Origin of the sequence: Rhodoferax sp. U11-2br (genome assembly GCF_018619435.1) — a bacterium.
Lineage (GTDB): Bacteria > Pseudomonadota > Gammaproteobacteria > Burkholderiales > Burkholderiaceae_C > Rhodoferax.
This window is the reverse complement of the sequence record NZ_JAHFZF010000035.1, coordinates 1-25,274: the sequence shown is the minus strand read 5'-3', so window position 1 is coordinate 25,274 and position 25,274 is coordinate 1. Positions and strand designations below refer to the sequence as shown.

17 protein-coding genes are annotated in these 25,274 nt (G+C 60.8%); 12 read left to right on the top strand and 5 right to left on the bottom strand.

All coding sequences use genetic code 11. The features are described from left to right. Positions 1-56 precede the first annotated feature (56 nt). Genes KKO72_RS17960 through glgX form a run of 3 tightly spaced genes read left to right on the top strand, consistent with a single transcriptional unit; the run spans position 57 to position 6,836 of the window. Positions 57-2,495: a glycogen/starch/alpha-glucan phosphorylase gene (locus tag KKO72_RS17960; protein ID WP_214942219.1), complete on the top strand. Its 2,439-nt coding sequence runs from the start codon at positions 57-59 to the stop codon at positions 2,493-2,495. Between the two features lie 55 nt (positions 2,496-2,550). Continuing rightward, entirely contained in the window at positions 2,551-4,731 is a 2,181-nt protein-coding gene (glgB, locus tag KKO72_RS17955) for a 1,4-alpha-glucan branching protein GlgB (protein ID WP_214942216.1), read from the top strand. Then, entirely contained in the window at positions 4,719-6,836 is a 2,118-nt protein-coding gene (gene glgX, locus KKO72_RS17950) for a glycogen debranching protein GlgX (RefSeq protein ID WP_214942213.1), read from the top strand. The genes glgB and glgX overlap by 13 nt, the downstream gene beginning before the upstream one ends. A gap of 18 nt (positions 6,837-6,854) precedes the next feature. Here glgX and malQ read toward each other — a convergent pair whose 3' ends face one another. From malQ to KKO72_RS17930, 4 genes are all read right to left on the bottom strand, one after another. After that, entirely contained in the window at positions 6,855-8,378 is a 1,524-nt protein-coding gene (gene malQ / locus KKO72_RS17945) for a 4-alpha-glucanotransferase (protein WP_251140756.1), read from the bottom strand. Between the two features lie 73 nt (positions 8,379-8,451). Further along, positions 8,452-9,900, bottom strand: a complete 1,449-nt coding sequence (gene glgA / locus KKO72_RS17940; RefSeq protein WP_214942210.1) for a glycogen synthase GlgA — start codon at positions 9,898-9,900, stop codon at positions 8,452-8,454. A 20-nt stretch (positions 9,901-9,920) separates the two neighbouring features. Next, positions 9,921-11,192, bottom strand: coding sequence for a glucose-1-phosphate adenylyltransferase (glgC, locus tag KKO72_RS17935; protein ID WP_214942208.1), 1,272 nt, complete (start codon positions 11,190-11,192; stop codon positions 9,921-9,923). A gap of 46 nt (positions 11,193-11,238) precedes the next feature. Next, positions 11,239-12,900, bottom strand: a complete 1,662-nt coding sequence (locus KKO72_RS17930; protein WP_214942205.1) for an alpha-D-glucose phosphate-specific phosphoglucomutase — start codon at positions 12,898-12,900, stop codon at positions 11,239-11,241. Between the two features lie 257 nt (positions 12,901-13,157). Here KKO72_RS17930 and KKO72_RS17925 point away from each other — a divergent pair, with 257 nt between their 5' ends. The 4 genes from KKO72_RS17925 to KKO72_RS17910 are packed head-to-tail and all read left to right on the top strand — an operon-like array spanning position 13,158 to position 17,377. Continuing rightward, on the top strand, positions 13,158-14,789 hold the full coding sequence (locus KKO72_RS17925; protein WP_214942202.1) for a peptide chain release factor 3: 1,632 nt from the start codon (positions 13,158-13,160) through the stop codon (positions 14,787-14,789). Positions 14,790-14,802: 13 nt separating this feature from the next. Beyond that, positions 14,803-15,657, top strand: a complete 855-nt coding sequence (locus KKO72_RS17920; protein ID WP_214942259.1) for an HAD-IIB family hydrolase — start codon at positions 14,803-14,805, stop codon at positions 15,655-15,657. A gap of 7 nt (positions 15,658-15,664) precedes the next feature. Continuing rightward, the gene (locus tag KKO72_RS17915; RefSeq protein ID WP_214942199.1) at positions 15,665-16,858 is read left to right on the top strand and encodes an MFS transporter; all 1,194 of its coding nucleotides are present in this window, start codon (positions 15,665-15,667) and stop codon (positions 16,856-16,858) included. A gap of 42 nt (positions 16,859-16,900) precedes the next feature. Next, positions 16,901-17,377: a DUF2721 domain-containing protein gene (locus tag KKO72_RS17910; RefSeq protein ID WP_214942196.1), complete on the top strand. Its 477-nt coding sequence runs from the start codon at positions 16,901-16,903 to the stop codon at positions 17,375-17,377. On the opposite strand, the gene KKO72_RS17905 is transcribed toward KKO72_RS17910, so the two are convergent. Further along, positions 17,371-19,536 (bottom strand): 3'-5' exonuclease, encoded by a 2,166-nt coding sequence (locus KKO72_RS17905; protein WP_214942193.1) that lies wholly within the window; start codon positions 19,534-19,536, stop codon positions 17,371-17,373. The genes KKO72_RS17910 and KKO72_RS17905 overlap by 7 nt on opposite strands. A 513-nt stretch (positions 19,537-20,049) precedes the next feature. Here KKO72_RS17905 and KKO72_RS17900 point away from each other — a divergent pair. From KKO72_RS17900 to KKO72_RS17880, 5 genes are all read left to right on the top strand, one after another. Continuing rightward, positions 20,050-20,358, top strand: a complete 309-nt coding sequence (locus tag KKO72_RS17900) for a DUF485 domain-containing protein (RefSeq protein WP_214942190.1) — start codon at positions 20,050-20,052, stop codon at positions 20,356-20,358. Then, positions 20,358-22,082: a cation acetate symporter gene (locus KKO72_RS17895; RefSeq protein ID WP_214942256.1), complete on the top strand. Its 1,725-nt coding sequence runs from the start codon at positions 20,358-20,360 to the stop codon at positions 22,080-22,082. The genes KKO72_RS17900 and KKO72_RS17895 overlap by 1 nt, the downstream gene beginning before the upstream one ends. Before the next feature lie 100 nt (positions 22,083-22,182). Beyond that, a complete protein-coding gene (locus tag KKO72_RS17890) occupies positions 22,183-24,003 on the top strand; it encodes a DUF294 nucleotidyltransferase-like domain-containing protein (RefSeq protein ID WP_214942187.1) in 1,821 nt (606 codons plus the stop codon). 310 nt (positions 24,004-24,313) lie between these two features. After that, positions 24,314-24,727 (top strand): hypothetical protein, encoded by a 414-nt coding sequence (locus KKO72_RS17885; RefSeq protein WP_214942183.1) that lies wholly within the window; start codon positions 24,314-24,316, stop codon positions 24,725-24,727. A 1-nt stretch (position 24,728) separates the two neighbouring features. Continuing rightward, positions 24,729-25,274: hypothetical protein (locus KKO72_RS17880; RefSeq protein ID WP_214942180.1), on the top strand; the 546-nt coding region annotated here is incomplete at its 3' end.

The window sequence follows — 25,274 nt, the reverse complement described above, 5'->3', positions numbered from 1 at the left end:
TTCTCAGCGTGCAAAATAGCCCCTCAAACGAACCCGTTCGTTAAACCACCAAAGGAATGCCCTTGAACACCTCCGCCAAACCCCAAAGCCCCGATATCAGCAAGGACATCAACAGCCATTTGCTGCACACGGTCGGCGCAGATCCCGGGGCTGCGTCGAGCAGCGAGATGATGCAGGCCGTGGCGCAAGTGGCACGGGCGCAACTGTCCGAGCGCTGGGTGCACACCCAGCGGGAAGAACGCAAACACAAGGCCCGACGGGTGGTCTACCTGTCGATGGAATTCCTGATGGGGCGCACCCTGTCCAACGCCCTGGCTGCGCTCAATCTCACCGAGGGTGCGGCGGCCGGCGCGCTGCAGCACGCCAAAAATCTGGAAGACCTGACCGGATGTGAGCCCGATGCCGCCTTGGGCAACGGTGGCCTGGGTCGCCTGGCGGCCTGTTTCCTCGACTCCATGGCCACCCTCGGCTTGCCCTCGTTTGGTTATGGCATCCGATACGAATACGGCATGTTTGCGCAGGAGATTCAGGGCGGCAACCAGGTGGAATACCCGGACTCCTGGCTCAAAGATGGCACCCCCTGGGAGTTCCCCCGGGCCGAGCTCACCTACCCGGTGCGTTTTGGTGGCTGGGTCGCCCATGAGGATGGCAAGGTGGTCTGGAAACATGCGGGTGAAGTGGCGGCCAAGGCCTACGACATGGTGGTGCCAGGGCACGGCACCCACAAAGTCAGCACCCTGCGCCTGTGGAAGGCGGTGGCGCCTGACCACATCGACCTGGGTGCCTTCAACACCGGCGACTATGCACGTGCTGCGGCTGCCAAAAACGAGTACGAGAACATCTCGTGGGTGCTCTACCCCAATGACAGTACCCCGGCCGGGCGTGAGTTGCGGCTCAAGCAGGAGTATTTCTTTGTCGCCGCCTCCATGCAGGATCTGATCAAACGGCACCTGGATGAGCACCACACCCTGGACAACCTGGCGGAGCATGTTGCCATCCACCTCAACGACACCCACCCCGCCATTGGAGTGGCCGAGTTGATGCGTATTTTGTGTGATGAACACGACATGCTGTGGGACAAAGCCTGGGCACTGTGTGGCAAAACTTTCTCGTACACCAACCACACCTTGATGCCGGAGGCGCTCGAAACCTGGCCGGTGTCGCTGATCCAGCATGTGCTGCCGCGTCACCTGGAAATCATCTTTCGCATCAACAAGGAGTTTCTGGACCAGGCCGCACGTTTTCGCCCGGGTGACCAGGAGTTCCTCAAACGCCTGTCGCTCATTGACGAGACCGGTGAGCGCCGCGTGCGTATGGCGCATTTGAGTGTGGTGGGCAGCCATCAGATCAACGGGGTGTCAGCCCTGCACTCCGAGTTGCTGGTACGCACCGTCTTCACCGACTTTGCATCCCTGTGGCCACACCGCTTCACCAACATGACCAATGGTGTGACCCCCAGGCGCTGGCTGGCCCAGGCCAACCCGAGCCTGTCCAAGCTGCTGGATGCCAGCCTGGGCTCAGGCTGGCGGCTTGATCTGAACAAGCTGCAAGGCCTCAAAGAGCACCAGGGTGATGCGGCTTTCAGAGAGCAGTTCCGGGCCATCAAGCGCTACAACAAGGTGCGCCTGGCCCATCTCATCAAAGAAACCACCGGCGTGGTGGTCAGCCCTGACAGTCTGTTTGACGTGCAGGTCAAACGTATCCACGAGTACAAACGTCAGTTGCTCAATGTGCTGCACGTGGTGACCCGCTACCAGGCCATTCTGGCCAACCCGGATGCGCCCTGGGTGCCTCGCACCGTGATTTTTGCGGGCAAGGCCGCGTCGAGTTATGTGGCGGCTAAATCCATCATCCGCCTGATCCACGATGTGGGCTTGACCGTCAACAATGACGAACGTATCGGCGACAAACTCAAGGTGGTGTTTATCCCGAACTACGGGGTGTCGGTGGCAGAGATCATCATGCCGGGCGCTGATTTGTCCGAGCAGATTTCAACGGCAGGCACCGAGGCCTCGGGCACCGGCAACATGAAGCTGGCCCTCAATGGTGCACTGACGATTGGCACCGACGATGGCGCCAACATCGAGATCCGCCAGAACGTGGGGGATGACAACATTTTCATCTTCGGCCTCAAAACGCCGGAGGTACGTGATCTGCGTGTCACCGGTTATCACCCGCTGAATTATTACGAGGGCAACCCGACACTCAAGGCGGTGCTCAATGCCATTGGTGAAGGGGAGTTTTCACCCGATGAGCCGGGGCGTTACAGCGCCCTGATCAACTCGCTGGTGTGGGGTGGTGACCATTACCTGCTGCTGGCAGACTATGCGTCCTATGTTGCTACACAGCAACAGGTTGATGGTGTTTACCGCCAACCTGAGCTGTGGAGCCAGCGTGCGATTGCCAATGTGGCGGGCATGGGTGTTTTCTCGTCGGACCGCACAATTGGGGAGTATGCTCGCCAAATCTGGCGCGTGACACCAGCCCCCTATTGATCGGGCTGGTGCATCAGAAAGCCAGGCAGCTTGCTGTCTCACGAAAGATTTTTTTATGTTGTCATCCCACGATATCGACCGGGTTTGTCGAGGCAGCCACAGCGACCCTTTCGCCATCTTGGGGCCACACCGCAGCAAAGGGGGCAAGACTTCGGTGCGCTGCTTCCTGCCGTCAGCCAACTCGGTGACCGTGCTCAGCCCGGATGGCGCGCCCCTGGGTGAGTTGACGCAGCTACATGCCGATGGCTTTTTTGAAGGCCTGATCAACGCCCGGCGCGACAGCCCCTACCAGTTGCAGGTGCAGTGGGCCAGCGGCCTGAGCAGTCGGCTGGAAGACCCCTACCGCTTTCCGTTGGTGCTGGGCGAGATGGATGTCTGGCTTCTGAGTGAAGGCACACATTTGCGGCCCTTTGAGGTGTTGGGCGCACAGGCCTGCACCATGGAAGGCATCTCTGGCACCCGTTTTGCCGTCTGGGCACCCAACGCATCCCGCGTGAGTGTGGTGGGAGATTTCAACTTCTGGGATGGACGACGCCACCCGATGCGTTTGCGCCGCGAATGTGGTGTCTGGGAGCTGTTCCTGCCCGAGGTGGGTGTTGGCGCCTTGTACAAGTACGAGGTACGCAACCAACACGGACAAGTATTGCCAGCACGTGCCGACCCGTATGCCCTGCAGTCGGAGTTGCGCCCGGCCACCGCCAGTGTGGTCGGCCAATTGCCGGAGATGGTGAGCCCGTCCCCGGCACGCAAAGTCGCCAACGCGCTGGATGCGCCGGTGAGCATTTATGAGGTGCATCTGGGCTCGTGGCGACGCGTCACCGAAGATGGCAACCGCTGGCTCAACTGGGATGAACTCGCCGACACCTTGGTGCCTTATGCCAAAGACATGGGTTTCACCCATCTGGAGCTGTTGCCCGTCAGCGAACACCCGTTTGATGGCTCCTGGGGTTACCAACCGATCGGGTTGTACGCCCCCACCGCCCGTTTTGGCGATGCGGCGGGTTTTGGCCGACTGGTGGCCCGCTGCCATGAGGCTGGCATTGGCCTGATACTGGACTGGGTTCCGGCCCACTTCCCGACCGACGCCCATGGTCTGGCCAACTTTGATGGCACCCATTTGTACGAGTACGCCGACCCGCGTGAAGGCTTCCACAACGACTGGAACACGCTGATCTACAACCTGGGTCGCACCGAGGTGCGCAACTTCCTGGTTGGCAATGCCCTGTACTGGCTGGAGCGTTTTGGCGTGGATGGTTTGCGCGTGGACGCCGTGGCCTCGATGTTGTATCGCGATTACAGCCGCCAGGATGGCCAATGGATTCCCAACATCTACGGAGGCCGCGAAAACCTGGAAGCCATTTCTTTCCTGAAACGCATGAACGAGGTGGTGGGTGTAGAGCGCGAACAGGCCATCACCTTGGCCGAAGAGTCCACCGCCTACCCGGCCGTGTCACGCCCGACCTTTGCGGGTGGCCTGGGCTTCCATTACAAGTGGAACATGGGCTGGATGCACGACAGCTTGGCGTATATGGCGCGTGACCCGATTTATCGCCAGCACCACCAGGGCGAGATGACCTTCAGCCTGGTCTATGCGTTCAACGAAAACTTCGTTTTGCCGATCTCGCACGACGAAGTGGTCCACGGCAAGGGCTCTCTCCTGAACAAGATGCCGGGAGACCGCTGGCAACAGTTTGCCAACGTACGCGCATTCCTGGGCTACATGTTTGGCCACCCCGGCAAAAAGCTGTTGTTCATGGGTTGTGAATTTGCGCAGGAACGCGAGTGGAACCATGATCAGAGCCTGGACTGGCATCTGCTGGACAACCCCCAGCACGCTGGCGTGCAGTGTTTGATGCGCGACCTCAACCACCTCTATCGCGCCACACCGGCGCTCTACCAGCAAGACTTTGTGCCGGCCGGCTTCGAGTGGATCGACCACGCAGACAACCAGCGCTCACTGCTGAGCTTCGTTCGTTGGGCTGCTGATCAAGCCAGTTTTGTGGTGGTGCTGTGCAACTTCACCCCCAACGTCTGGACCGACTACCGGCTTGGCGTACCCCGCCCAGGCTGTTACCAGGAGTTGCTGAACACCGACTGGGCGGCCTACGGTGGCAGCAATGTCTGCGCGCTGGCTACAGGCAACCTGACTGACCCCATTGCCTGGCATGGCAAATTGCACTCGATCACATTGACCATTCCTCCTCTGTCTACGGTGTTCCTGAAATGGACCGCTTGAATCCCTCGGCCACACAACTGGGGCAAGCCTGGCCGCTGGGTGCCCACTTTGACGGGAAAGGCATCAACTTTGCCGTGTTCTCCACACATGCCCAAGCGATCGACTTGTGCCTGTTCGACAACCACGGCACCCAGGAGCTGGCCCGACTGCGCTTGCGCGGCCGCACCGGTGATATCTGGCACGCCTATCTGCCCAACGCCCAGCCAGGACTGGTCTATGGTTTCCGTGCTTCAGGCCCCTGGCGGCCAGACCGTGGCCACCGCTTCGATGCGTCCAAACTGCTCCTCGACCCCTATGCACGGGAGATTGTGGGGGAGTTCATCTGGGCCGACGAACACTTCGCACCGGATCGAATGCACCCACGCCACCTGGACACCCGGGACAACGCGGCCATGGCGCTCAAGGCACGGGTCGTGCATGACACCTTCGACTGGCGAGGTGACCGCCCGCCAGCGATTCCTCTGGCCAACTCCATCATCTACGAATGCCATGTCAAGGGCTTCACCCAAACCCACCCGGAGATCCCGGAGAAACTGCGTGGCACGTTTGCGGGTTTGGGACACCCCGCTGCCGTCCAGCACCTGAAGACCCTGGGTGTCACTGCTGTCAGCCTGCTGCCCGTGCATTACCACCTCAGTGAAGAGCGCCTGATCGACATGGGTCTGAGCAATTACTGGGGCTACAACACTCTGGGTTTTTTCTGCCCGAACCCACGGCTGGCCAGCGGGCAGGACGGGCAGTCCCCGCGTGACGAGTTCCGCATCATGGTGCGCAGTTTGCATGCGGCCGGGCTGGAGGTGATCCTTGATGTGGTCTACAACCACACTGCCGAGGCGGACCACAACGGCCCCACGCTGAGTTTTCGCGGACTGGACAATGTCAGCTATTACCGCCTGGTCCCCAACGACCTGAGCCACTACGAGAACTTCAGCGGCTGCGGCAATACCCTGGACATTCGGCAACCCCGAGTGCTTCAGCTGGTGATGGACAGCCTGCGTTATTGGGTCAGCGAGATGCACGTCGACGGCTTCCGTTTTGACCTGGCCACCGTCCTGGGTCGCACCGACAGTGGCTTTTCTGCACAGGCTGCGTTTTTCGCGGCGGTGGCCCAGGACCCCGTGCTTTGCCGCGTCAAGATGATTGCCGAGCCCTGGGACATCGGCCCGGGCGGGTATCAGGTGGGCCAGTTTCCACGTGGCTGGCTGGAATGGAATGACCATTTCCGCGACGGCATGCGGCGTTTCTGGGTGCAGAGTGTGGCCTCACCCCATGCAGCGGGCAGTGGTGGCACCCTGGGCGAATTTGCGATGCGACTGTGTGGCTCGTCGGACTTGTACCAGGCGCGCCGGCGCGAACCCGCCGAGTCAGTCAACTATGTGATTTCCCACGATGGTTTCACCCTGCTGGATCTGCTGAGTTACAACCACCGCCACAACCTGGCCAACGGTGAAAACAACCGCGATGGCCAAGGCAACAACCTCAATTTCAACTGCGGCGAGGAAGGCCCCAGCAACGACGCCCAGGTTCAGCAGCTTCGGCAATTGCTGCAACGCGCCCTGTTGGCAACCAACCTGCTGGCACAAGGCACACCCATGCTGTGTGCGGGCGATGAGTTGGGCCATACCCAGGACGGCAACAACAACCCCTACTGTCAGGACAACCCCACCACCTGGATCAACTGGGCTGAGATGGATGCGGATCTGCTGGCATTTACCCGGCATGTGATCAGCCTGCGCCAACGTTTCATGCCATTTGCCAACGTCTGGTACAGCGGTATTGCCGACGCCGAGGGCATTTACGACCTGTCCTGGTGGAACGCGGATGGCAGTGTGCTGCAGGGCTCGGCCTGGCAGCTGCCACAACGACGTGCCTTGGGCTGCCTGATTGGCAAGCCCGGTGCCGCCGGATCCCCCTTGATGCTGCTGGTCAACAATGCCGCGCATCCCGAACACTTTGTGCTGCCCCGGGGCCATTGGCAAGGTCTGCTCGACACCAGCCACCCCCTGGGTTTGGCCGACTGGCAGGGTGCAGGCACCTCCGAATTGCCGGTGGCAGCACACAGCCTGCTGCTGCTTCAGCAGATCGTCACACGCGGTGCCGCGTAGCGGGTCGGCACACGGGTCTCAGGCCGGCAACTCCAGCCGCTCAAACCCCACACGGGCACTGGCTGCAGCGATGTGTGCCAGGCGCACCGAGGCCTGCGGGCTCACCCAGTCCCATGAAAAACGCCATGTCCAGCAGCCCGAGGTGGTACCTGGCACATTCATGCGGTGCTCAGAGCCCAACTCCAGCACATCCTGGAACTGGCACAAGGACAGCCGAGCCACCGACATGGCAGCGGCACGCAGCAAGGCCCAGGTCACACCCGTGTCCTGAACATCCAGGTAGCGGTGCACAAAGGCCCGCTCACGGGTGCTACAGTTGTCCCACCAACCCAGCACCGTGTCGTTGTCATGGGTGCCGGTGTAGACCACGGTATTGGGCTCATAGTTGTGCGGCAGAAAAGGGTGGTGCGCATCCCCCGAGAACGCAAACTGCAGCACCCGCATGCCAGGGAATCCAGTGCGCTCACGCAGGCGCACCACCGCATCGGTGATGATGCCCAGGTCTTCCGCAATGATGGGCAAAGGGCCCAAGGCCTGGGTCAGCGCCTCAAACAAGGCATCCCCCGGTCCGTCTTGCCAACGCCCTTTGACAGCGGTGGGTTCGTCGGCCGGGATCTCCCAGTAGTCCATGAACCCCCGGAAGTGGTCGATACGGATCACATCGGCCAAAACCAGCTGTCGCCTGACACGCTCTATCCACCAATGGTAGCCATCCGCCTGCATGGCTTCCCAGTTGTACAAGGGATTGCCCCAACGCTGGCCTGTGGCTGAGAAAAAATCAGGCGGTACACCCGCCACCACACGGGGTTGGCCACTGGTGTCGAGCAAATACAGGTCCGGTCGCGCCCAACAATCTGCCCCATGGTGTGCCACAAAAATCGGCAAGTCACCCACCATCAGCACGCCCCGGCTGTGGGCATACGACTTGAGCGCCTGCCACTGGCTATCGAACTGCCATTGCACAAAACGCCAAAATGCCAGCTCGTCGGCAAACACCCGTCGCGCCTGGTCCAGGGCAGCGGGCTCACGTTGTGCCAGGGGCTGTGGCCATTGTGGCCATAGCAGCGGAGCATGGGCCTGATCCAGCGCCATGAACAGCGCATAGTCTTCCAGCCAGATATGCTGTGAGGCGACCCAGTGTGTGAGGGTGTCATGGTCTTGTTGTGTGGCCTTGGCGACAAACCCGGCAAACGCTTCGCGCAACCTGGCCATGCGCCAAGGCAGAACCTCAGGGTAGTCCACCTTCTCATCATCAAACTCGGCCTGCAAGCTGCTTGCGGCCAACCAGCCGCGCTCTGCCAACGGCTCAAAAGCCACCAACATCGGGTTGCCTGCAAACACCGAACTGCCCATGTAGGGGGAGAACCCCGGTCCCACCGGCCCCAAGGGCAGGGTTTGCCACAAGGTCTGCCCGGCCTTGTTCAACCAGTCCACAAAATAGTAGGCGTTGGGACCCAGGTCACCTGAACCGTGCGGGCCAGGCAAAGAGGTGGGATGCAACACCACACCAGCACGACGCAGATCCATCAAAGAACTTGGCATTCGGTTGTTCCAGCAAAAGAAAATGGGGCTTCTGACACCAAGCCAGCTCGACCCCCTTCACAGACAAAGTAAGTCACGCGTACAAATGTTGGTACAGAGTCAGGTACTGACGGGCGGCGTTTTGCCAGCCCAGATCCTGGCGCATGCCGCAGTCACGCACCTTGGCCCACTCAGTTTTGCGGGCATACAGCGCAAAGGCACGTGCCATGGCGCGCTCCAGCGCCTGCTGGTTGAAGTCGTTGAACACAAAGCCGTTCGCCCGCCCCTCGTCCATATTTTCCAGAGAACAGTCGACCACGGTGTCGGCCAGTCCACCCACCCGGTGTACCAGCGGCAGGCTGCCGTACTTCAGACCATACATCTGCGTCAGGCCGCAGGGCTCGAACTGCGAAGGCACCAGAGTCACATCGGTGGCCGCAAAAATCCGGTGGGCATAGGTCTCGTCATAACCAATCCGCACCGACACTGCGTGGGGGTGTTGTGCTGCCTTGGCCTTGAAGATCGACTCCAGATGGGGCTCACCTGTTCCCAAGACCACCAGCTGCCCACCACGGGCCAGGAGGGCATCTACTGCACCCAGCACCAAATGCAGGCCTTTTTGCCCTGTGAGGCGGCTCACCACACCAAACAAGGGTGCCTCGGACTGCACCTTCAGTCCCAGCTCCCGTTGCAAAGCGGCCTTGCAGCGGGCCTTGCCAGCGAGGTTATCGACACCAAAGGGGTCACTCACATAGGGATCTGTCGCGGGGTTCCAGACCGCATCGTCAACGGCATTCAAAATGCCCGACAAAGCCGCCGATCGGGTGCGCAGCAGGCCATCTAGCCCACATCCTTGCTCGGGTGTCTGGATTTCACGCGCGTAGGTTGGGCTGACCGTGGTGATGTGGTCGGCGTAGTACAAACCGGCCTTCATGAAAGACACCTGGCCATAAAACTCGACACCATTGACCGTGAAGGCCGAATGTGGCAAACCCAACTCGTAAAAACAGGCGGGGGAGAACACCCCCTGGTAGGCGAGGTTGTGGATGGTGAACACCGTGCCCACACGTGGTGAACGGTGTGGCAAAAAGGCCATGTAGGCTGAGGTCAAGCCAGCGTGCCAGTCATGGCTGTGCACCACCTGGGGTTGCCAATGGGGATCGAGTCCATGCGCCAGCTGCGCCGCCACCCAGCCCAGCAACGCAAAGCGCCGGTGGTTATCGGCATAGGGCTGACGCCACACATCCTCATACGGACTGCCAGGCCGGTCATACAGATGCGGCAAATCAATCACATAGGCATCCAGCCCCAAGGTGCGCAGTTTGCCTTGCCGAAGCTGCAAGCGCTCACCCCAGGGCGCGGTCAACTCCGCCAGCACCCAGGAGTCAGACAAATCCGCCAGGATGGCGGGAAAACCCGGCAACACCACACGCACCTGGCAGCCCACCGACTGCAAAGCCCCAGGCAAAGCCCCTGCGATGTCCGCAAGCCCTCCCGTTTTCAGCAAGGGAAAAATCTCGGCACTGACTTGCAACACATTCATTGAGACAACTCTTCTATAACTTAAAGCTTGGCCAACATCGCAGGTGTGATCAACACCACGCCTCCTTCGGTGCGCTCAAACCGTTGGGCATCCAGCGCCGGGTCTTCACCCACCACCAGTCCCTCGGGAACCACGCAGCCCCGGTCAATCACCACACGGCGCAAACGGCAGTTGCGCTGAATGGTGACATCGGGCAACACCACCGCTTCTTCAACGCGGCAGAAGGAATGCACCCGCACCTCCGAGAACAACACCGAATGTGCCACATACGATCCGGACACAATACAACCGCCAGACACCAGCGTGTTCACAGACACCCCATTCTGACCCAAGCTGTCGGGGACAAACTTGGCCGGTGGCAGCTGGCGCTGGTAGGTCCAGACCGGCCAGTCGGTGTCGTAAATATCGAGTTCAGGCACCGTCGACGCCAGATCCAGATTGGCGGACCAGAAAGCATCTATCGTGCCCACATCGCGCCAATACGGCTGGGATCCCGACACACGCGACACACAAGACAGGCCAAACGGGTGCGCCAGCGCCTGCCCTTGTGCCACTGCCGCAGGAATCACGTTTTTGCCAAAGTCGTGCTCGGAGTCAGGGTTGTCCAGGTCTGCCTCCAGCAGCTGGTAGAGGTACTCCGCGTCAAACACATAAATACCCATGCTGGCCAGAGACACCGCATCGTTGCCAGGCATCGGCGGTGGGTCTTGCGGCTTCTCGACAAAGGCAGTGATGCGCCGTGCCTCGTTGACCGCCATCACACCAAACGCACTGGCCTCGGCACGTGGCACCTCGATACACCCCACGGTGCAGCCTGCACCATGCATCACATGGTCTCGGACCATGATCGAGTAGTCCATTTTGTAGACATGGTCACCCGCCAGGATCACGATGTACTGGGGATTGCTGGAGCGGATGATGTCCAGATTCTGAAAAATAGCATCGGCTGTACCGCGGTACCAATGCTCTTCCCCGGCGCGCTGCTGGGCGGGCAACAGGTCGACCATCTCATTGAGTTCAGCGCGCAAGAAACTCCAGCCACGCTGCATGTGACGCATCAGCGAGTGCGACTTGTACTGGGTGACCACCGCCATGCGACGGATGCCGGAGTTCAGACAGTTGGACAAAGCAAAGTCGATGATGCGGAACTTGCCCCCAAAATAAACGGCCGGCTTGGCGCGAGAGTCCGTCAGCTGTTTGAGCCGGGTTCCTCGCCCACCGGCCAGCACCAATGCCACTGTGTGGCGCACCAGTTGGTGCGTTTCAGGGGCCCGTTCCGTCTCGTTCAACATAAATTCAACTCGCTTTCAAAATGAAGGGATGCTGTGAAATTTGCCATCAGGTGGCCACTGTCGGCCCGACCATGCCGGTGCGCTCTCGCACACCGGCAACCTGCTCTGAGATGGCAACCAGATCCGCCAGCGCCGCCTGGACTGGCTGGTCCTGTCGACTCACATCGGCCTCGTAGTTTTCGAGGTAAATACGCAGCGTGGCGCCCTCGGTACCTGTGCCTGAAAGACGGAAGATGACACGCGCGCCATCGTCAAACACGAGCCGCACGCCCTGTTTGGCGGACACCGAGCCATCGACCGGATCGGTGTAGGCGAAGTCATCCGCCAGCACCACCGTGCGTGTACCCAACTGCGCCCCCTGGAGCCTGGGCAAGGCAGCGCGCAGAGCGACCATCAGGCCATCGGCCACCTCAGTGGGGATGGCCTCGTAGTCATGCCGCGAGTAATAGTTACGGCCATAGGTGGCCCAGTGTTCACGCACCAGCGACTCCACCGAGCGCCCCGTGGCGCCCTGCAGGCTGAGCCAGAACAGAATCGCCCACAAACCATCTTTCTCACGCACATGGCTGGAGCCGGTGCCATAACTTTCCTCACCACACAGGGTGACGCGCCCGGCATCAAGCAGGTTGCCAAAAAACTTCCAGCCGGTGGGGGTTTCAAAACAGTCTATGCCCAGCGCCTTGGCCACCCTGTCCACCGCCGCTGAGGTCGGCATCGAACGGGCCACACCCAGCAGGCCACTGCTGTAACCGGGAATCAAGCGGGCATGTGCCGTCATCAGCGCCAGACTGTCTGAGGGTGTCACCACAAAGTTGCGCCCCAGCACCATGTTGCGGTCCGCATCACCGTCCATCGCCGCACCAAAATCTGGGGCATCTGCGGCGCTCATGTGGGCAATCAGGTCTTCGGCGTTGACCGGATTGGGATCCGGGTGCAGGCCGCCAAAGTCTTCGAGTGGCACGGCATTGACCACACTGCCCGCTGGCGCGCCCAGCTCACCTTCCAGAATGGCCTTGGCATACGGACCACCCACCGCGTTCATCGCATCCACACGCAGGGTGAACCCCTGCTTGAACAAGCCACGCAGCATGTCGAAATCAAACAGGTCGCGCATGACGGCCACATAGTCGGCCACCGGGTCAATCACCTCCACCTGCATCTGCTCGATCTGGCTGCTGCCCAGGGTGTCGATGTCCATGTCGGGCGCATCGCTGATCCGCAACTGGCTCAGGGCCTGTGTGCGCGCATACACCGCCTCGGTCAGGGCTTCATTGGCCGGCCCGCCATTGCTGGCGTTGTACTTGATACCAAAGTCGCCATCGGGCCCACCCGGGTTGTGGCTGGCCGAGAGCACGATGCCGCCAAACGCCTGGCGCCGCCGGATCACCGCACTGACCGCAGGGGTCGACAAAATGCCGCCTTGCCCCAACAACACCCGCTGCACCCCATTGACGGCGGCCAGTTTCAAGATGGTCTGGACAGCCACACGGTTGAAGAAACGTCCGTCGCCCCCAAGAACCAGCGTCTGGCCTTGCAGCGCGGTGCCAACTTGGCCATCTGGCGCCAGACCGTTGAGCACATCCAGCAGCGCCTGGACAAAATTCTCCAAGTACCTGGGCTGCATGAACACAGCCACTTTTTTGCGAAGACCAGAGGTGCCAGGGCGCTGCCCGGCAAAGACTTGGGTGGGCAGGTTTTGAATGGCCATGATGCGTTGTATCCGAAGCGGCTGTTGCCAAGAAAGCTACAAAAAAAGGTGCACGGAAATCCGCTGTGGCTGGGCTATGGGCTTCACGACAGCACTTTGAATTTAGCACCAATACCCGCTTCGGAACAGAGGCCAAGGCCCTTTAAAATGGATATAAACCGCTTCAAATTGACGTGGCTCAATGAAAGCCTACTTATGCCTATTGAGCCAGATCAAAAGCCCGACCCAGCCCTGCGCTGCCGACCCGAGAATCTCCTGTGACTTACGCTTTTGAAACCCGCCGCCGCCGCACTTTTGCGATCATTTCCCACCCTGACGCGGGTAAAACAACGCTGACCGAAAAGCTGCTGCTGTTCTCCGGCGCGATCCAGATCGCCGGCTCGGTCAAGGCACGCAAGGCCAGCCGCCACGCCACCAGCGACTGGATGGAGATCGAGAAACAACGCGGCATCTCGGTGGCATCGAGTGTGATGCAGATGCTCTACCGCGACCACGTGGTCAACCTGCTCGACACCCCCGGCCACAAGGATTTTTCTGAGGACACCTACCGCGTGTTGACCGCAGTGGATTCGGCGCTGATGGTGATCGACGCGGCCAACGGGGTGGAGTCCCAGACCCGCCGCCTGATCGAGGTCTGCCGCCAGCGCGACACACCCATCATCACCTTCGTCAACAAGATGGACCGCGAGGTGCGCGACCCGCTCGACATCCTCGACGAAGTCGAGCGTGAACTGGGCATGCCCTGTGTGCCGATGACCTGGCCGGTGGGTCAGGGCAAAACCTTTGGCGGCATCATCAACCTGCGCACCCAGATCATGACGGTGTTTGAGTCGGGGTCGGAACGTCTGCCGCACGACTTCGACGCCATGCCCCTGTCTGACCCGGCTGCGCTGGAAGCACGGTTTGGCAGCGAGTGGCTCACCGCACTCGAGAGCATGGAGTTGGCCACCGGCGCCTCCCCCGCGTTTGACCGCGAGGCCTTTCTGGCGGGCAAACAAACCCCGGTGTTTTTTGGCTCGGGGGTCAACAACTTCGGCGTGATGGAAGTGCTGGACGCGCTGGTGGACCTGGCGCCCTCGCCCGGCCCACGCACCAGCAGTTTTGTGGTCAACAAACAGCCGGTGATCAAACAGGTGCAGCCCGAGGACGATGCCTTCAGTGGTGTGGTGTTCAAGGTGCAGGCCAATATGGACGCCAACCACCGCGACCGCATCGCTTTTGTGCGCATGGCCAGTGGCAAATACACCCCGGGCATGAAGCTCAAGGTGATGCGCACCGCCAAGGAGTTGCGCCCAACCAGTGTGGTCACCTTCATGAGCCAGCGCCGCGAGGCGGTGGAAGAAGCCTACGCGGGTGACATCGTCGGCTTCACCACCCACGGTGGTGTGCAGCTGGGTGACACCATCACCGACGGCTCGGTCAACCTGCTGTTCACCGGCCTGCCGTTTTTTGCACCCGAAATGTTCAACACCGTGATCCTGAAAAACCCGTTACGCACCAAGCAGCTGCAGCAGGGCCTGGCCCAGCTCGGTGAAGAAGGCGCGATCCAGGTATTCCGCCCCGAGATGGGCGGCAACATGTTGCTCGGCGCGGTCGGCCAGCTGCAGTTTGAGGTGGTGCAACACCGGCTCAAGAGTGAATACGATGCCGATGTGCGGCTCGAAAACAGCCAGTACACCGGCGCGCGCTGGATCACGGCTGACACACCGCAGGAACTCAAGGACTTTGTCAACGCCTACCCGCAGCGTATGGCGCGCGACGCCGCCGACACCCTGGCCTACCTCTGCACCAGCCCGTACGACGTGCGCCTGGCGCAGGAACGTTTCCCTAAGATCCATTTCCACCCGCTGCGCGAACACGCCGGGCTGGCGCTGCAGAGCGCTGGCTAACATGCCCGACCCGATGCTGCCGCTGTCCAGTTGGCCGCTGGCGCAGCGCCGGGGCATCATCGGCGTGTTCACCGACATCGACGACACCCTGACCACCCATCAGGCCATCACGCCCGATGCGCTGCAGGCCTTGGCAGACCTCAAAGCCGCCGGCTTGGTGGTGATTCCGATCACCGGACGACCCATTGGCTGGTGTGAACCCCATGCGTACGGCGATGCGGGTCACGGCTTGCCTGCCTGGCCGGTGGACGCGATGGTGGCAGAAAACGGTGGTGTCGCCTTTGCGCCAACACTTACAAGTAAAAATGGCCTCCAGACCTTATTGAATCAGGGCCAACAGCTATCAAAAATATATTACACCGAGGCCACCGAGCGGGCCGTCAACACGCAGAAGCTGCAGCATGTGGCCCAGCGCATCCTGTCTGAAATTCCCGGCACGACGCTCTCACAAGACAGCATCGGGCGCGAAACCGACATCGCCATCGACCACGCCGAACACGTGACGCTGGCCCCTGAGAAGGTGGCGCAAGTCGTGGCGCTGATGCGCTCCGAAGGCATGCAGGCCACTGTCAGCAGCATCCACATCAACGGCTGGTACGGCAGCCACAACAAATGGGAGGCCGCACGCTGGATGGTGTCCTCCCTGTTTGGCCGCCAGCTGGAGCATGAGCTGGATCGCTGGGTCTATGTGGGTGACTCGACCAACGACCAGCTGATGTTTCGCCACTTTCCCCACAGCGTGGGGGTGGCCAACATCCACCACTTTGATGGCCAGCTGCAACACTGGCCACGTTACGAGACCGTGGGTGAACGCGGCGCCGGTTTTGCCGAGCTGGCCCAAGCGATCTTGCAGGCGCGTCTGGCCTGAGGCAGGTATGAGCGCAAATCACCCAGCTCTTTCTGCACCCAACCAGGGCTCACCGGTCGGCCTGCTGGCGGTGTTTGGCTCGACCCTGTTCCAGCTATCGGGCATCTTCATGCTCAGCCCGCTGATGCTGCTAATGCTGAAAAACGTGCAGGTCTCGACCACCCTGGCGGGCCTGTTTGCCGCCACCACCTGGCTCGGCATTTTTGTCATGACCCCGTTTGCCTCGCAGCTGATCCGGCGTGTGGGGCGGCGCCAGACCATGTGGGTGGCCTCGACCGTGCCGATCATCGCGGCGCTGGGTTTTATGCTGACCGATGTGGTGTGGGTCTGGTTTGTGCTGGAACTGGCTGCGGGCATCACCGGTGGCCTGCGCTGGGTGCTGGCCGAGGCCTTCATTGCCGAATTTGCACCACCGCGCAGAATCGGCCGCTACATCGGCACCTACGCCACGCTGGTGGGCCTGACCTTTGTGATTGGCCCCACCTTGCTGGCCTGGGTCGGCCCCGACAACACCCAGGCCTTGTGGCTGGTGGTGGCGCTGCTGGCCATCGGCCTGGCCTGGACGGCGCTGATCCCACGCCTGCCGCCCGACCACGACAGCCACAGCGCCAGCGTGGGCCTGCAGGGGCTGTGGCAAGCGGTGCTGGCCCACCCGGTGATCATGCTGGCGGGTTTTCTGGGTGGCTTTTTTGAGCTGGGCCTGGCCTCGATCCTGCCGCTGTACGGGCTGTCACTGGGCCTGGGCGCCAGCGCCGCGACCCTGTTGGTGGCCGTCAGTGGGGCGGGGGGCACCTTGATCGCCCTGCCCTCGGGCATGCTGGCCGACCGTTTTGCCAACCCAGCGCAGGGCAGGCGTTCGCTGATGGCGGTGTGTGCCGCGATGATCCTGCTGTCGACCCTGCTGCTGCCCTGGGTGAGCGGCGCCCAGGTTCTGGTCTGGCCCATGGTGGCGGTCTGGGGTGCGGCAGGTGGTGCGCTCTACACCCTGGCCATGGTCGACATCGGTGCCCGCGAAAAAGGGCTGACCCTGGTCAACAGCACCGCAGTGCTGGTGCTGACCTACACTTTGGGCGGGCTGATGGCCTCGGCACTGTCTGGCGCGTTGATCGAGTGGTCACCCGCGCTGGGTTTCCCGCTGCTGCTGAGTCTGCTGGCACTGGCCGCCTGCTGGGCACTGGTGCGCCATGCCCGGCGTTTTTGACCGTTTCACCACGTGGTTTGACCTGACCCATCGGGAGGCAAGATGTTTTTTGCAACAGATGTCAGCGCCGTCTCGCACGGTATCCAGCTGGCGGTGGCTCCGGTGTTTTTGCTCACCGCCGTGGCCGGCATGATTGGCACGGTGGCCGGGCGGCTGGCACGCATCATCGACCGCGCCCGCCTGCTCGAGGGCCGTATCGAAGCCGCTCCCCACGACTGCCCGATGCCCACCATCATTGCCGAGCTCAAACAGCTGCGCAAACGCGGCAACCTGGTGAACGTCTGTATTGGCTTGCTGACCTTGTGTGCGATCCAGATCGGGCTGACCATCATGGCGCTGTTTCTCGGTGAAACCACCGAAATCGAGAGCTTCAAGGTGGCCACCGTGTTGTTCCTGTCGGGGGTGGGCAGTTTTTTGCTTGCGCTGTTGTGTTTCCTGACCGAAACCATCATTGCCACACGTATCCTCAAATTTGGCCACGGCGGGCGCCAGGCCAAACACTGGGGGCCCCCTCAGTAACGCAGCCGGGCGTAATAGGTTTTCTGCGCCGCCTCACGCGCCTGGCGCAAAGTAGTGATGCCCATGGCCTGCAGCAGCGGGATCAACCTGAGCCAGACCTCGGCGGTGACCAAGGCATCTCCCAGCGCGGTGTGGCGACCCAGCACGGTGATGTTGAAGCGCTCGGCCAGAACCTCCAGCCGATGCTCTTCATGGTTGGGGTGCACCACGGCTGAGAGCAGCAAGGTGTCGAGCACCGGCTGGTCAAACTTCAGACCGGTAGCGGCTTCCTGCAGCTGCAGGAACTTCATGTCAAACGCCGCGTTGTGTGCCACCAGCACGGTGTCGCTGGAAAAGCGGTGAAACGCGGGCAAAACCTCGGTGATGCGGGGCTGACCACTGACCATCTCCTGGGTGATGCCGTGGATCGGGATGGTGGCTGCCGGGATCAGTCGCCCGGGGTTGACCAGCTGTTCAAAACTCTCCTGGCGCAGCAGTTTGCCGTTGACACAGCGGGTGGCGCCGATCTGGATGATCTCATCCCCCTCGGAAGGGTTCAGGCCGGTGGTTTCGGTGTCAAACACGGTGTAGGCCAGCTCACTCAAGAGGCGATCATCCAACACACGGGTCTGCCCGGTCGCGCGGAACAGGTCAAAGTCGTAATACTCGGGGCGGCTGCCGCTGTACCCCAGGGTGGTGGCCTCGGGCAGGTCCTGCACATTCACCTGGGGCAGGGCAAAACGGAAGAAGGCCTCATGGCGCACCCGCTCGCGCGCAAAGATCAGCTCACCGCCATGGCGCTCGACCACATCGCGCACACTCAAACGGGTGCTCTCGGCGCCCATCTGCATGCTGTCCATCTGCCAGATCATCACGGTTTCTGTGCTCATCACCTGGTCGGTCCAGATCAGGTCAAGCTTGGCCACGCCGTTCTCGGACAACAGCCGCAAGCGCAGGAACCTGACATCAAACTCATCCACCAGCCGTGCCGACAGGTACACCAGCGCCTGGATCAGGCTGTAGCTGTCCACCCGCAGCCACAGGCTGTCGTCGAGCTGCTCCAGTGACACCGTGCGCTGGCAGTGTTTCTGAATGCGCTGCTGCGCCACCAGCAACACGTCGGCACCCAACATCTCTTCAAGTGGCCAGCGGGTGCTCTGGCCATGGCTGGCCTGTTTGTCCAGGTCGGTGATGCGCTGGGCCATGCTGTTCATCTCGTCGTGCAGGATCTGACGCTGGCGTGCGCGCGGCTCACCGGTGAGCTCGGAGGCCTCCAGCGTGGCTAGCGCGGTTTTCATGCCCGCCAGCGAGGCGCGGCAACCTTGGGTGAGCGTGTGCAGCATCTGGTCGCGCCGCTTTTCCTCCTCAAAGGCCCGGGTCACGTTGTCCAACATCAGCACAAAACCGCTCAGCGCGTTGTTGGCGTCGTCGGTGTTGCTGGTGCGCACCGGCGCCATCTGCACCTTGAGCAGCTGACCGGCGGCGGTGCTGGTGACAAACTGCGCCGACGGGTTGGCGGCGCCACGCAGCAGGCGCTGCTGGATGCTGTCGATGGCGTGCGCCACCAGGGCACGGTCAAACACCGCGTAGATCGAGCGGCCAATGCCCACCAGTTCAGCACCACCGGCCAGCGCGGGCACGTTGGACAAGGTGCGAAACTGCAGCCGGGCCCGGTTGTTGTAGAGCAGGATGCGGCCATCCAGGTTACACACCACCACACTTTGGGTCAGCTCGGCCATGAGCGCGGCCAGGCGGTCTTTTTCCTGCTGGATGCCCAGGCTGGCTTGCGCCACCTGGCTGGCCATCTCGTGGCGTAACTGGTCACGCTGGCTGGCCAGCTGAAACACCACCTGCGCCAGTTCCTGGGTTTCGTGGGTACCCTGGTGCTGCATCGGGGCGGCCTGATCTGCGGCCAGCAGCACCCGGGTTTGCTCCAGCAAACGCGCCGGGGCGCTGGCGTAGCGCCGAAACAGCCAACGCAAAGTGGCAGCAATCACCACCAGCCCCATCACCCAGGTCAAACCAATCAGCCACAACTGCGGTGCCAGTTGCCCCAGCACCAGTGCCCGCTGATCGGCGGCCAGGGCCATCACCAGCAAGCCCATCGTCACCAGCAACCAGATGATGCTGGCCGCCGCCATCACCCCCATGGCCCACACCAGACGACGATCCAGTCTCATGCCTCAGCCTCCGTTTGACCGACCCTGTGCACCGAGCCGTTTGTCCCCACATCCATGCTTGTCTCCATTTGTCTGGTTTTGCCTGCCATTGTGCAGGCGAAGCACCCATGAGAACAAGCCAGAACCTGCGCTGGACTTGGCCAGCAAGACGTTTTGCCGACCGCTGATGCACAACACCAACAGCGCCCTAGGGAAAACACCGACGCATCCCTTGGCCCGGCCGGCATAAGGCGCGCCAGACATCTGTCTGACACATCAAAAAGCGCAACAAGAATATCCGCAAGCTCTTATATTTATTGACATGATCACTATAAAAATATAAGCAACCTATCCAAACAAACAGACATCCAGCAACCAGTCTCGCATCCGTTCTTTGAGGCAAAACCCGGCGTCTTGCCCTCGCGCAGGCCACAGAAAAGCCTGTCATGGTGTTGGCAGCCTACTTGGTCAGCAATTGGTAAGACGTGCCACTTAGCCTCCCGGCCGTCGAAGCAATTATTAGGAGACAAAACCATGCAAGACGATTTGATACAGCGGGTGATCAGCCACCCGAAATATCAGGAGCTCAAAGCCAAGCGCAGCAGCTTTGGCTGGACGCTGACCTGGGCGATGATGATCGTGTATTACGGTTTCATCGTGCTGGTCGCTTTCAACAAGCAGTTCCTGGCCACCAAGCTCGGTGCGGGCGTCATGACCATCGGCATCCCAATCGGTTTTGGTGTCATTGTGTTCACGGTGCTCATCACCGCCATCTACGTCCGACGCGCCAACCGCGAATACGACGACCTGACTGCAGAGATCACCAAGGCGGTACTGAAATGATGACCAAAAACGATACCACCCGACAAGTCCTCACCCTGCTGGCACTCTTTGGTGTGTCAGCGGCCGCCTGGTCTGCAGGCGCGGACCTGGGCCAGGCCCAGAAACAGGCGACCAACTGGACGGCCATCATCATGTTTGCCGCCTTTGTGGTGTTCACCCTGTTCATCACCAAGTGGGCCGCCGCCAAAACCAAATCGGCCGCTGACTTCTACACCGCAGGTGGTGGCATCACCGGCTTCCAGAACGGCCTGGCGATTGCTGGCGACTACATGTCGGCGGCATCCTTCCTGGGGATTTCAGCCGCGGTGATGGCCAGTGGGTTTGACGGCCTGATCTACTCCATCGGCTTCCTGGTGGGCTGGCCGGTCATCACCTTCCTGATGGCCGAGCGCCTGCGTAACCTGGGTAAGTTCACCTTCGCCGACGTGGCCGCCTTCCGTTTCGAGCAAAAGCCGATCCGGATTTTTGCGGCTTCCGGCACGCTGGTGGTGGTAGCGTTTTACCTGATCGCCCAGATGGTGGGTGCCGGTCAGCTGATCAAGCTGCTGTTTGGTCTGGAGTACTACATTGCGGTGATCATCGTGGGTGCGCTGATGATGATTTACGTGCTGTTTGGCGGCATGACGGCCACCACCTGGGTGCAGATCATCAAGGCCTGCATGTTGCTGGGTGGTGCGTCCTTCATGGCGCTGTCGGTGTTGTGGCACTTTGGCTTCAGCCCTGAGGCGATGTTTGCCTCGGCGGTGCAGATCAAGACCGATCTGGCACTCAAGGACGGCAAGATTGCTGAAGTGGCAGCAGCAGCCGGCCAATCCATCATGGGCCCGGGCAACTTCGTGAAAGACCCGATCTCGGCCATCAGCTTCGGCATGGCACTGATGTTCGGCACAGCTGGTTTGCCCCACATCCTGATGCGCTTCTTCACCGTGCCCAGTGCCAAAGCGGCGCGCAGTTCGGTGATGTGGGCTACCGGCTGGATCGGCTACTTCTACCTGCTGACCTTCATCATCGGTTTTGGCGCGATCACCTTTGTGCTGACCAACCCCGAGTTCCTGGATGCCAAGGGCGCGCTCAAAGGCGGCGGCAACATGGCCGCTATCCACCTGGCCAACGCGGTGGGTGGCAATGTGTTCCTGGGCTTCATCTCGGCGGTGGCTTTTGCCACGATTCTGGCGGTGGTGGCTGGCTTGACTCTCTCGGGGGCATCCGCTGTGTCACATGACATCTATGCCACCGTGATCAAGAAGGGCAAAGCCAACAGCGCCGATGAGCTGCGTATCTCCAAAATCACCACCATTGCCCTGGGCATTCTGGCGGTGACACTGGGCATCGTGTTCGAGAAACAGAACATCGCCTTCATGGTGTCGCTGGCGTTTGCGATTGCGGCCTCGGCCAACTTCCCGGTGTTGTTCATGTCGGTGCTGTGGAAAGACTGCACCACCCGGGGTGCAGTGATCGGCGGCTTTTTGGGTCTGATTTCCTCGGTGGCCCTGACCGTGGTGTCGCCTTCGGTGTGGGAAGCCACGCTGGGCAACCCCAAAGGTTCAGCCCTGTTCCCCTACACCTCACCAGCGCTGTTCTCGATGACCATCGGCTTTGTTGGCATCTGGTTGTTCTCGCTGATGGACAAGAGTGCACGTGCTGCCAAAGACCGCGATGGTTTCCTGGCGCAGCAAGTGCGTTCGGAAACCGGTATCGGCGCCTCTGGCGCGTCCGGCCACTGACGACAAAAAAGCATCGCCAGCCTCTCACGCTGGCGATGCCATCCGTTCAAAGGGCTGCTGGCGCTATCGTCTGCAGCCCTTTTTTTGATTGAAAGCTACCGTGTCTTTCATTTTTCCTTTTGAGACTGCCCCCTTCAACGAACTGAACGCCACTGAACAGACCCAGTTGCGCGAGGTGGCGTTGCATGTGCGCATCACCGCCGGAGACCGGCTGCTGGTGCCCGACAGCACGCCCCAGCACCTGTGGGTGATACGCGATGGCCATGCTCAGCTGGAGGAAGACGACCATGTGCATGTGTTGACATCGGGCGAAGCCATCAGCTGGCGCGCGTTGCTGACCGAGCGCAACCATGCCAGTGTGGTGGCGCTGGACGACGTGCAGGCCTGGCAGATCCCCAAAACAACCCTGATGCCGCTGCTGGCCAACAACCTGCGCTTCAGTGCCCGGGTGTTTGCCGCCATGGCCACCGATCTGGCCGATGACGAGGACATTGACCACAACCGCGAGCTGATGTCGCTGATGCTGGTACGCGTCAAAGACGCCTATTTGCAAAAGCCTTTTTATGTGGATGGCCAGCTCGACGTGGTCGCGGTGTGCCGCCTGCTGGCTGAGCACAAATTGACCAACGCGCTGGTGCGTGATGTGCAACAGGGGGTCGAGCGCATCGGCATGTTCACCACCACCGATTTACGTGATGCCTTATTAAAACCTGTAGCACCTCACCTATTATCGATAAGGGATGTCGCCCGCTTTGACCTGATTACCCTGGGACCGGATGCCGAGCTGTTTGAGGCCCTGTTGATCATGTTGCGGCACCGCGTGCACCGGGTGCTGGTGAAAGACGGCGACACCATTCTGGGCCTGCTGAGCCAGCTGGACCTGATGAGTTTCATGTCCAACCACTCGCATCTGATCACACTGCAAGTGGAACAGGCACGCACGGTGGACGATCTGCGCACCGCCGCGCATCAGGTGGACGATTCGATCAAGATGTTGCAACGTGGTGGCATGCGCATCGAGATCATCTCCAAGTTGGTGAGTGAACTGAACGGCCAGATTTTTGCCCGTTTGTGGTCCCTGCTGGCACCGCCTGAGCTGCTGCAGAACAGCTGCCTGCTGGTGATGGGCAGCGAGGGCCGCAGTGAACAGATCCTCAAAACCGACCAGGACAACGCCCTGCTGCTGCGCGATGGCTACAGCTGCGCTGATCTGGCCAGCATCACCGGCCAATTCAGTGCTGCCCTGCTGACCTTTGGTTACCCGCCTTGTCCTGGCAACATCATGATCACCAACCCGATGTGGTGCCAACCCCTGGCGGCTTTTCGCGAGACCATTGGCCAGTGGCTGTTTGACGCGGACCCTGAGGGCAAGATGAACCTGGCCATTTTTCTGGACGCCCGGGCCATTGCTGGCGACGCCTCGCTGCTGGCCAACGTCCGCGAACACGCACTGAATCTGGCCACCGGCAGCCTGTCTTACATGGCCCGCATGGCCAGCGCCATCGACCAGTTTGCCGAACCCACACAAGGCTGGTGGAGCCGCATCACCAAGTTACAGATCAGTGAGCCCGAGACCTTTGACCTGAAAAAAATCGGCACCTTCCCGATCGTGCACGGCACCCGTGCCCTGGCCCTGGAGCATCGGCTGGAGACACTGGGCACGGTCGAGCGACTGCAGGAACTGGGCCACCGGCAGCTGTTGCCCGCAGCGCTGGTGCGTGATCTGGTCGAGACCCTGCACCTGCTGATGGCGATGAAACTGCGCAACAACCTGCGCCAACAGTCCCTCGGGCAACCGGTCAGCAACCTGATTGAGCTCAACACCCTGGGCACCCTCGACCGCGACCTGCTCAAGGATGCCTTGCTGATCATCAAGCAGTTCAAACAGCACCTGCGCCTGCACTACCGGCTCGAAGCCTGAGCCGATGGGTTGAGCCCCCTGCTGGGGTGAGCGCCTGCACTTCCCGCGCGGGGCGTTCGCGGCGGGCCTGTTTTGGACGCACAAACGTAACCCTTGTCTGACTTTTTGTGTCCAGCTGGAAACAATTTGTCCAACGTATATGCATCCCGTTAAGTAAAGGTATCGGATATATCCGATTTAATAACTCGCAGTGAAGGAGTTATTTTCAAGCACCAAGGTATCTTGTTTTGATGCTTTTTATAAAAAGTTAGCCATTCACCAGCAGACCTAATATTTCCTCACCTTTTCCACCTAACCCCAGGAGATGATTGTGAGTACTATTAGCTCGGTGACTTCATATATGCCGTCGTCGACGGCACTCAGTTCTACGTCTTCCGTTTACGACTCTGCCAAGGCCTATGGCTCGTCGGTGGCCAATGAGATCAGCGATGCCGCCAGCGCCGTTGTCACCTTCAGCGCAGAGAGCCTGAACAAACTCAGTGAGCTCGCTGGCGACAGCTACGACGCCGTTGGTGATGCCTTCAGCGATGCTGGGGACGCTATCAGCGATGCAGCAACCTCGGTTGTTGATGGCATCAGCGAAGCAACCGAATCGGTTGTGGACGGCGTCGGTGATGCGGCCTCCTCGGTGGCAGATGGCATGAGCTCAGTCGCCAGCAGCATCTCGGAGTACGCCAACTTGGGCGCGGCGGCGGTTAAACAAACCTTCAGCGAAATGGTTTGACATGGCTGCCCGCAGACACACCGTGGCACTGGCGGTGGCGAGCCTGTCCTTGTCGGGCTGCTCCATCCTGAGTCCCTTGCCACTTTGGGAGCTGACCAAAGCCACCGGTCAGTTGGCCTTCAGCTCCCTGCAGACAGAGCCGGGCGAGGCCAGTGACACGGTCTACCACGCCCATGCCCGTTTTACCAGCTTGTGTATCGAATACAACCCGCAAACCCAGACCGCCGATGTGGTGCCCGCCCTGCAACTGGCACTGCGTGCCCACCGGATTGACAGCCGGGTTTATGAAAACGCCATCAACGCACCCCATTGCCCGGTCTGGTTGCGTTACAGCGCCCAAATGGAGTGGGGAATATCCCCCTACTCAGAGCGTTACCAGGCCTACATCAGCCAAGCCGCCCTGACCTTGCAGACCGACCGCGGCCAGGTGCTGTCCAGCAGCCACTACAGCTTGGGTGAAGGCTTCCTCAACAGCAAATGGGCCTCGACACAGGACAAGCTGGGGCCTGTGGTCAGCGTCCTGGTCACCGGGGCGCAGCCAATGAAG

Coding starts and splice junctions, on each gene's coding strand:
- KKO72_RS17960 (WP_214942219.1), top strand. CDS start 57: ATGCCCTTGAACACCTCCGCCAAACCCCAAAGCCCCGATATCAGCAAG.
- glgB (WP_214942216.1), top strand. CDS start 2,551: ATGTTGTCATCCCACGATATCGACCGGGTTTGTCGAGGCAGCCACAGC.
- glgX (WP_214942213.1), top strand. CDS start 4,719: ATGGACCGCTTGAATCCCTCGGCCACACAACTGGGGCAAGCCTGGCCG.
- malQ (WP_251140756.1), bottom strand. CDS start 8,378: ATGCCAAGTTCTTTGATGGATCTGCGTCGTGCTGGTGTGGTGTTGCAT.
- glgA (WP_214942210.1), bottom strand. CDS start 9,900: ATGAATGTGTTGCAAGTCAGTGCCGAGATTTTTCCCTTGCTGAAAACG.
- glgC (WP_214942208.1), bottom strand. CDS start 11,192: ATGTTGAACGAGACGGAACGGGCCCCTGAAACGCACCAACTGGTGCGC.
- KKO72_RS17930 (WP_214942205.1), bottom strand. CDS start 12,900: ATGGCCATTCAAAACCTGCCCACCCAAGTCTTTGCCGGGCAGCGCCCT.
- KKO72_RS17920 (WP_214942259.1), top strand. CDS start 14,803: ATGCTGCCGCTGTCCAGTTGGCCGCTGGCGCAGCGCCGGGGCATCATC.
- KKO72_RS17915 (WP_214942199.1), top strand. CDS start 15,665: ATGAGCGCAAATCACCCAGCTCTTTCTGCACCCAACCAGGGCTCACCG.
- KKO72_RS17910 (WP_214942196.1), top strand. CDS start 16,901: ATGTTTTTTGCAACAGATGTCAGCGCCGTCTCGCACGGTATCCAGCTG.
- KKO72_RS17905 (WP_214942193.1), bottom strand. CDS start 19,536: ATGAGACTGGATCGTCGTCTGGTGTGGGCCATGGGGGTGATGGCGGCG.
- KKO72_RS17900 (WP_214942190.1), top strand. CDS start 20,050: ATGCAAGACGATTTGATACAGCGGGTGATCAGCCACCCGAAATATCAG.
- KKO72_RS17895 (WP_214942256.1), top strand. CDS start 20,358: ATGACCAAAAACGATACCACCCGACAAGTCCTCACCCTGCTGGCACTC.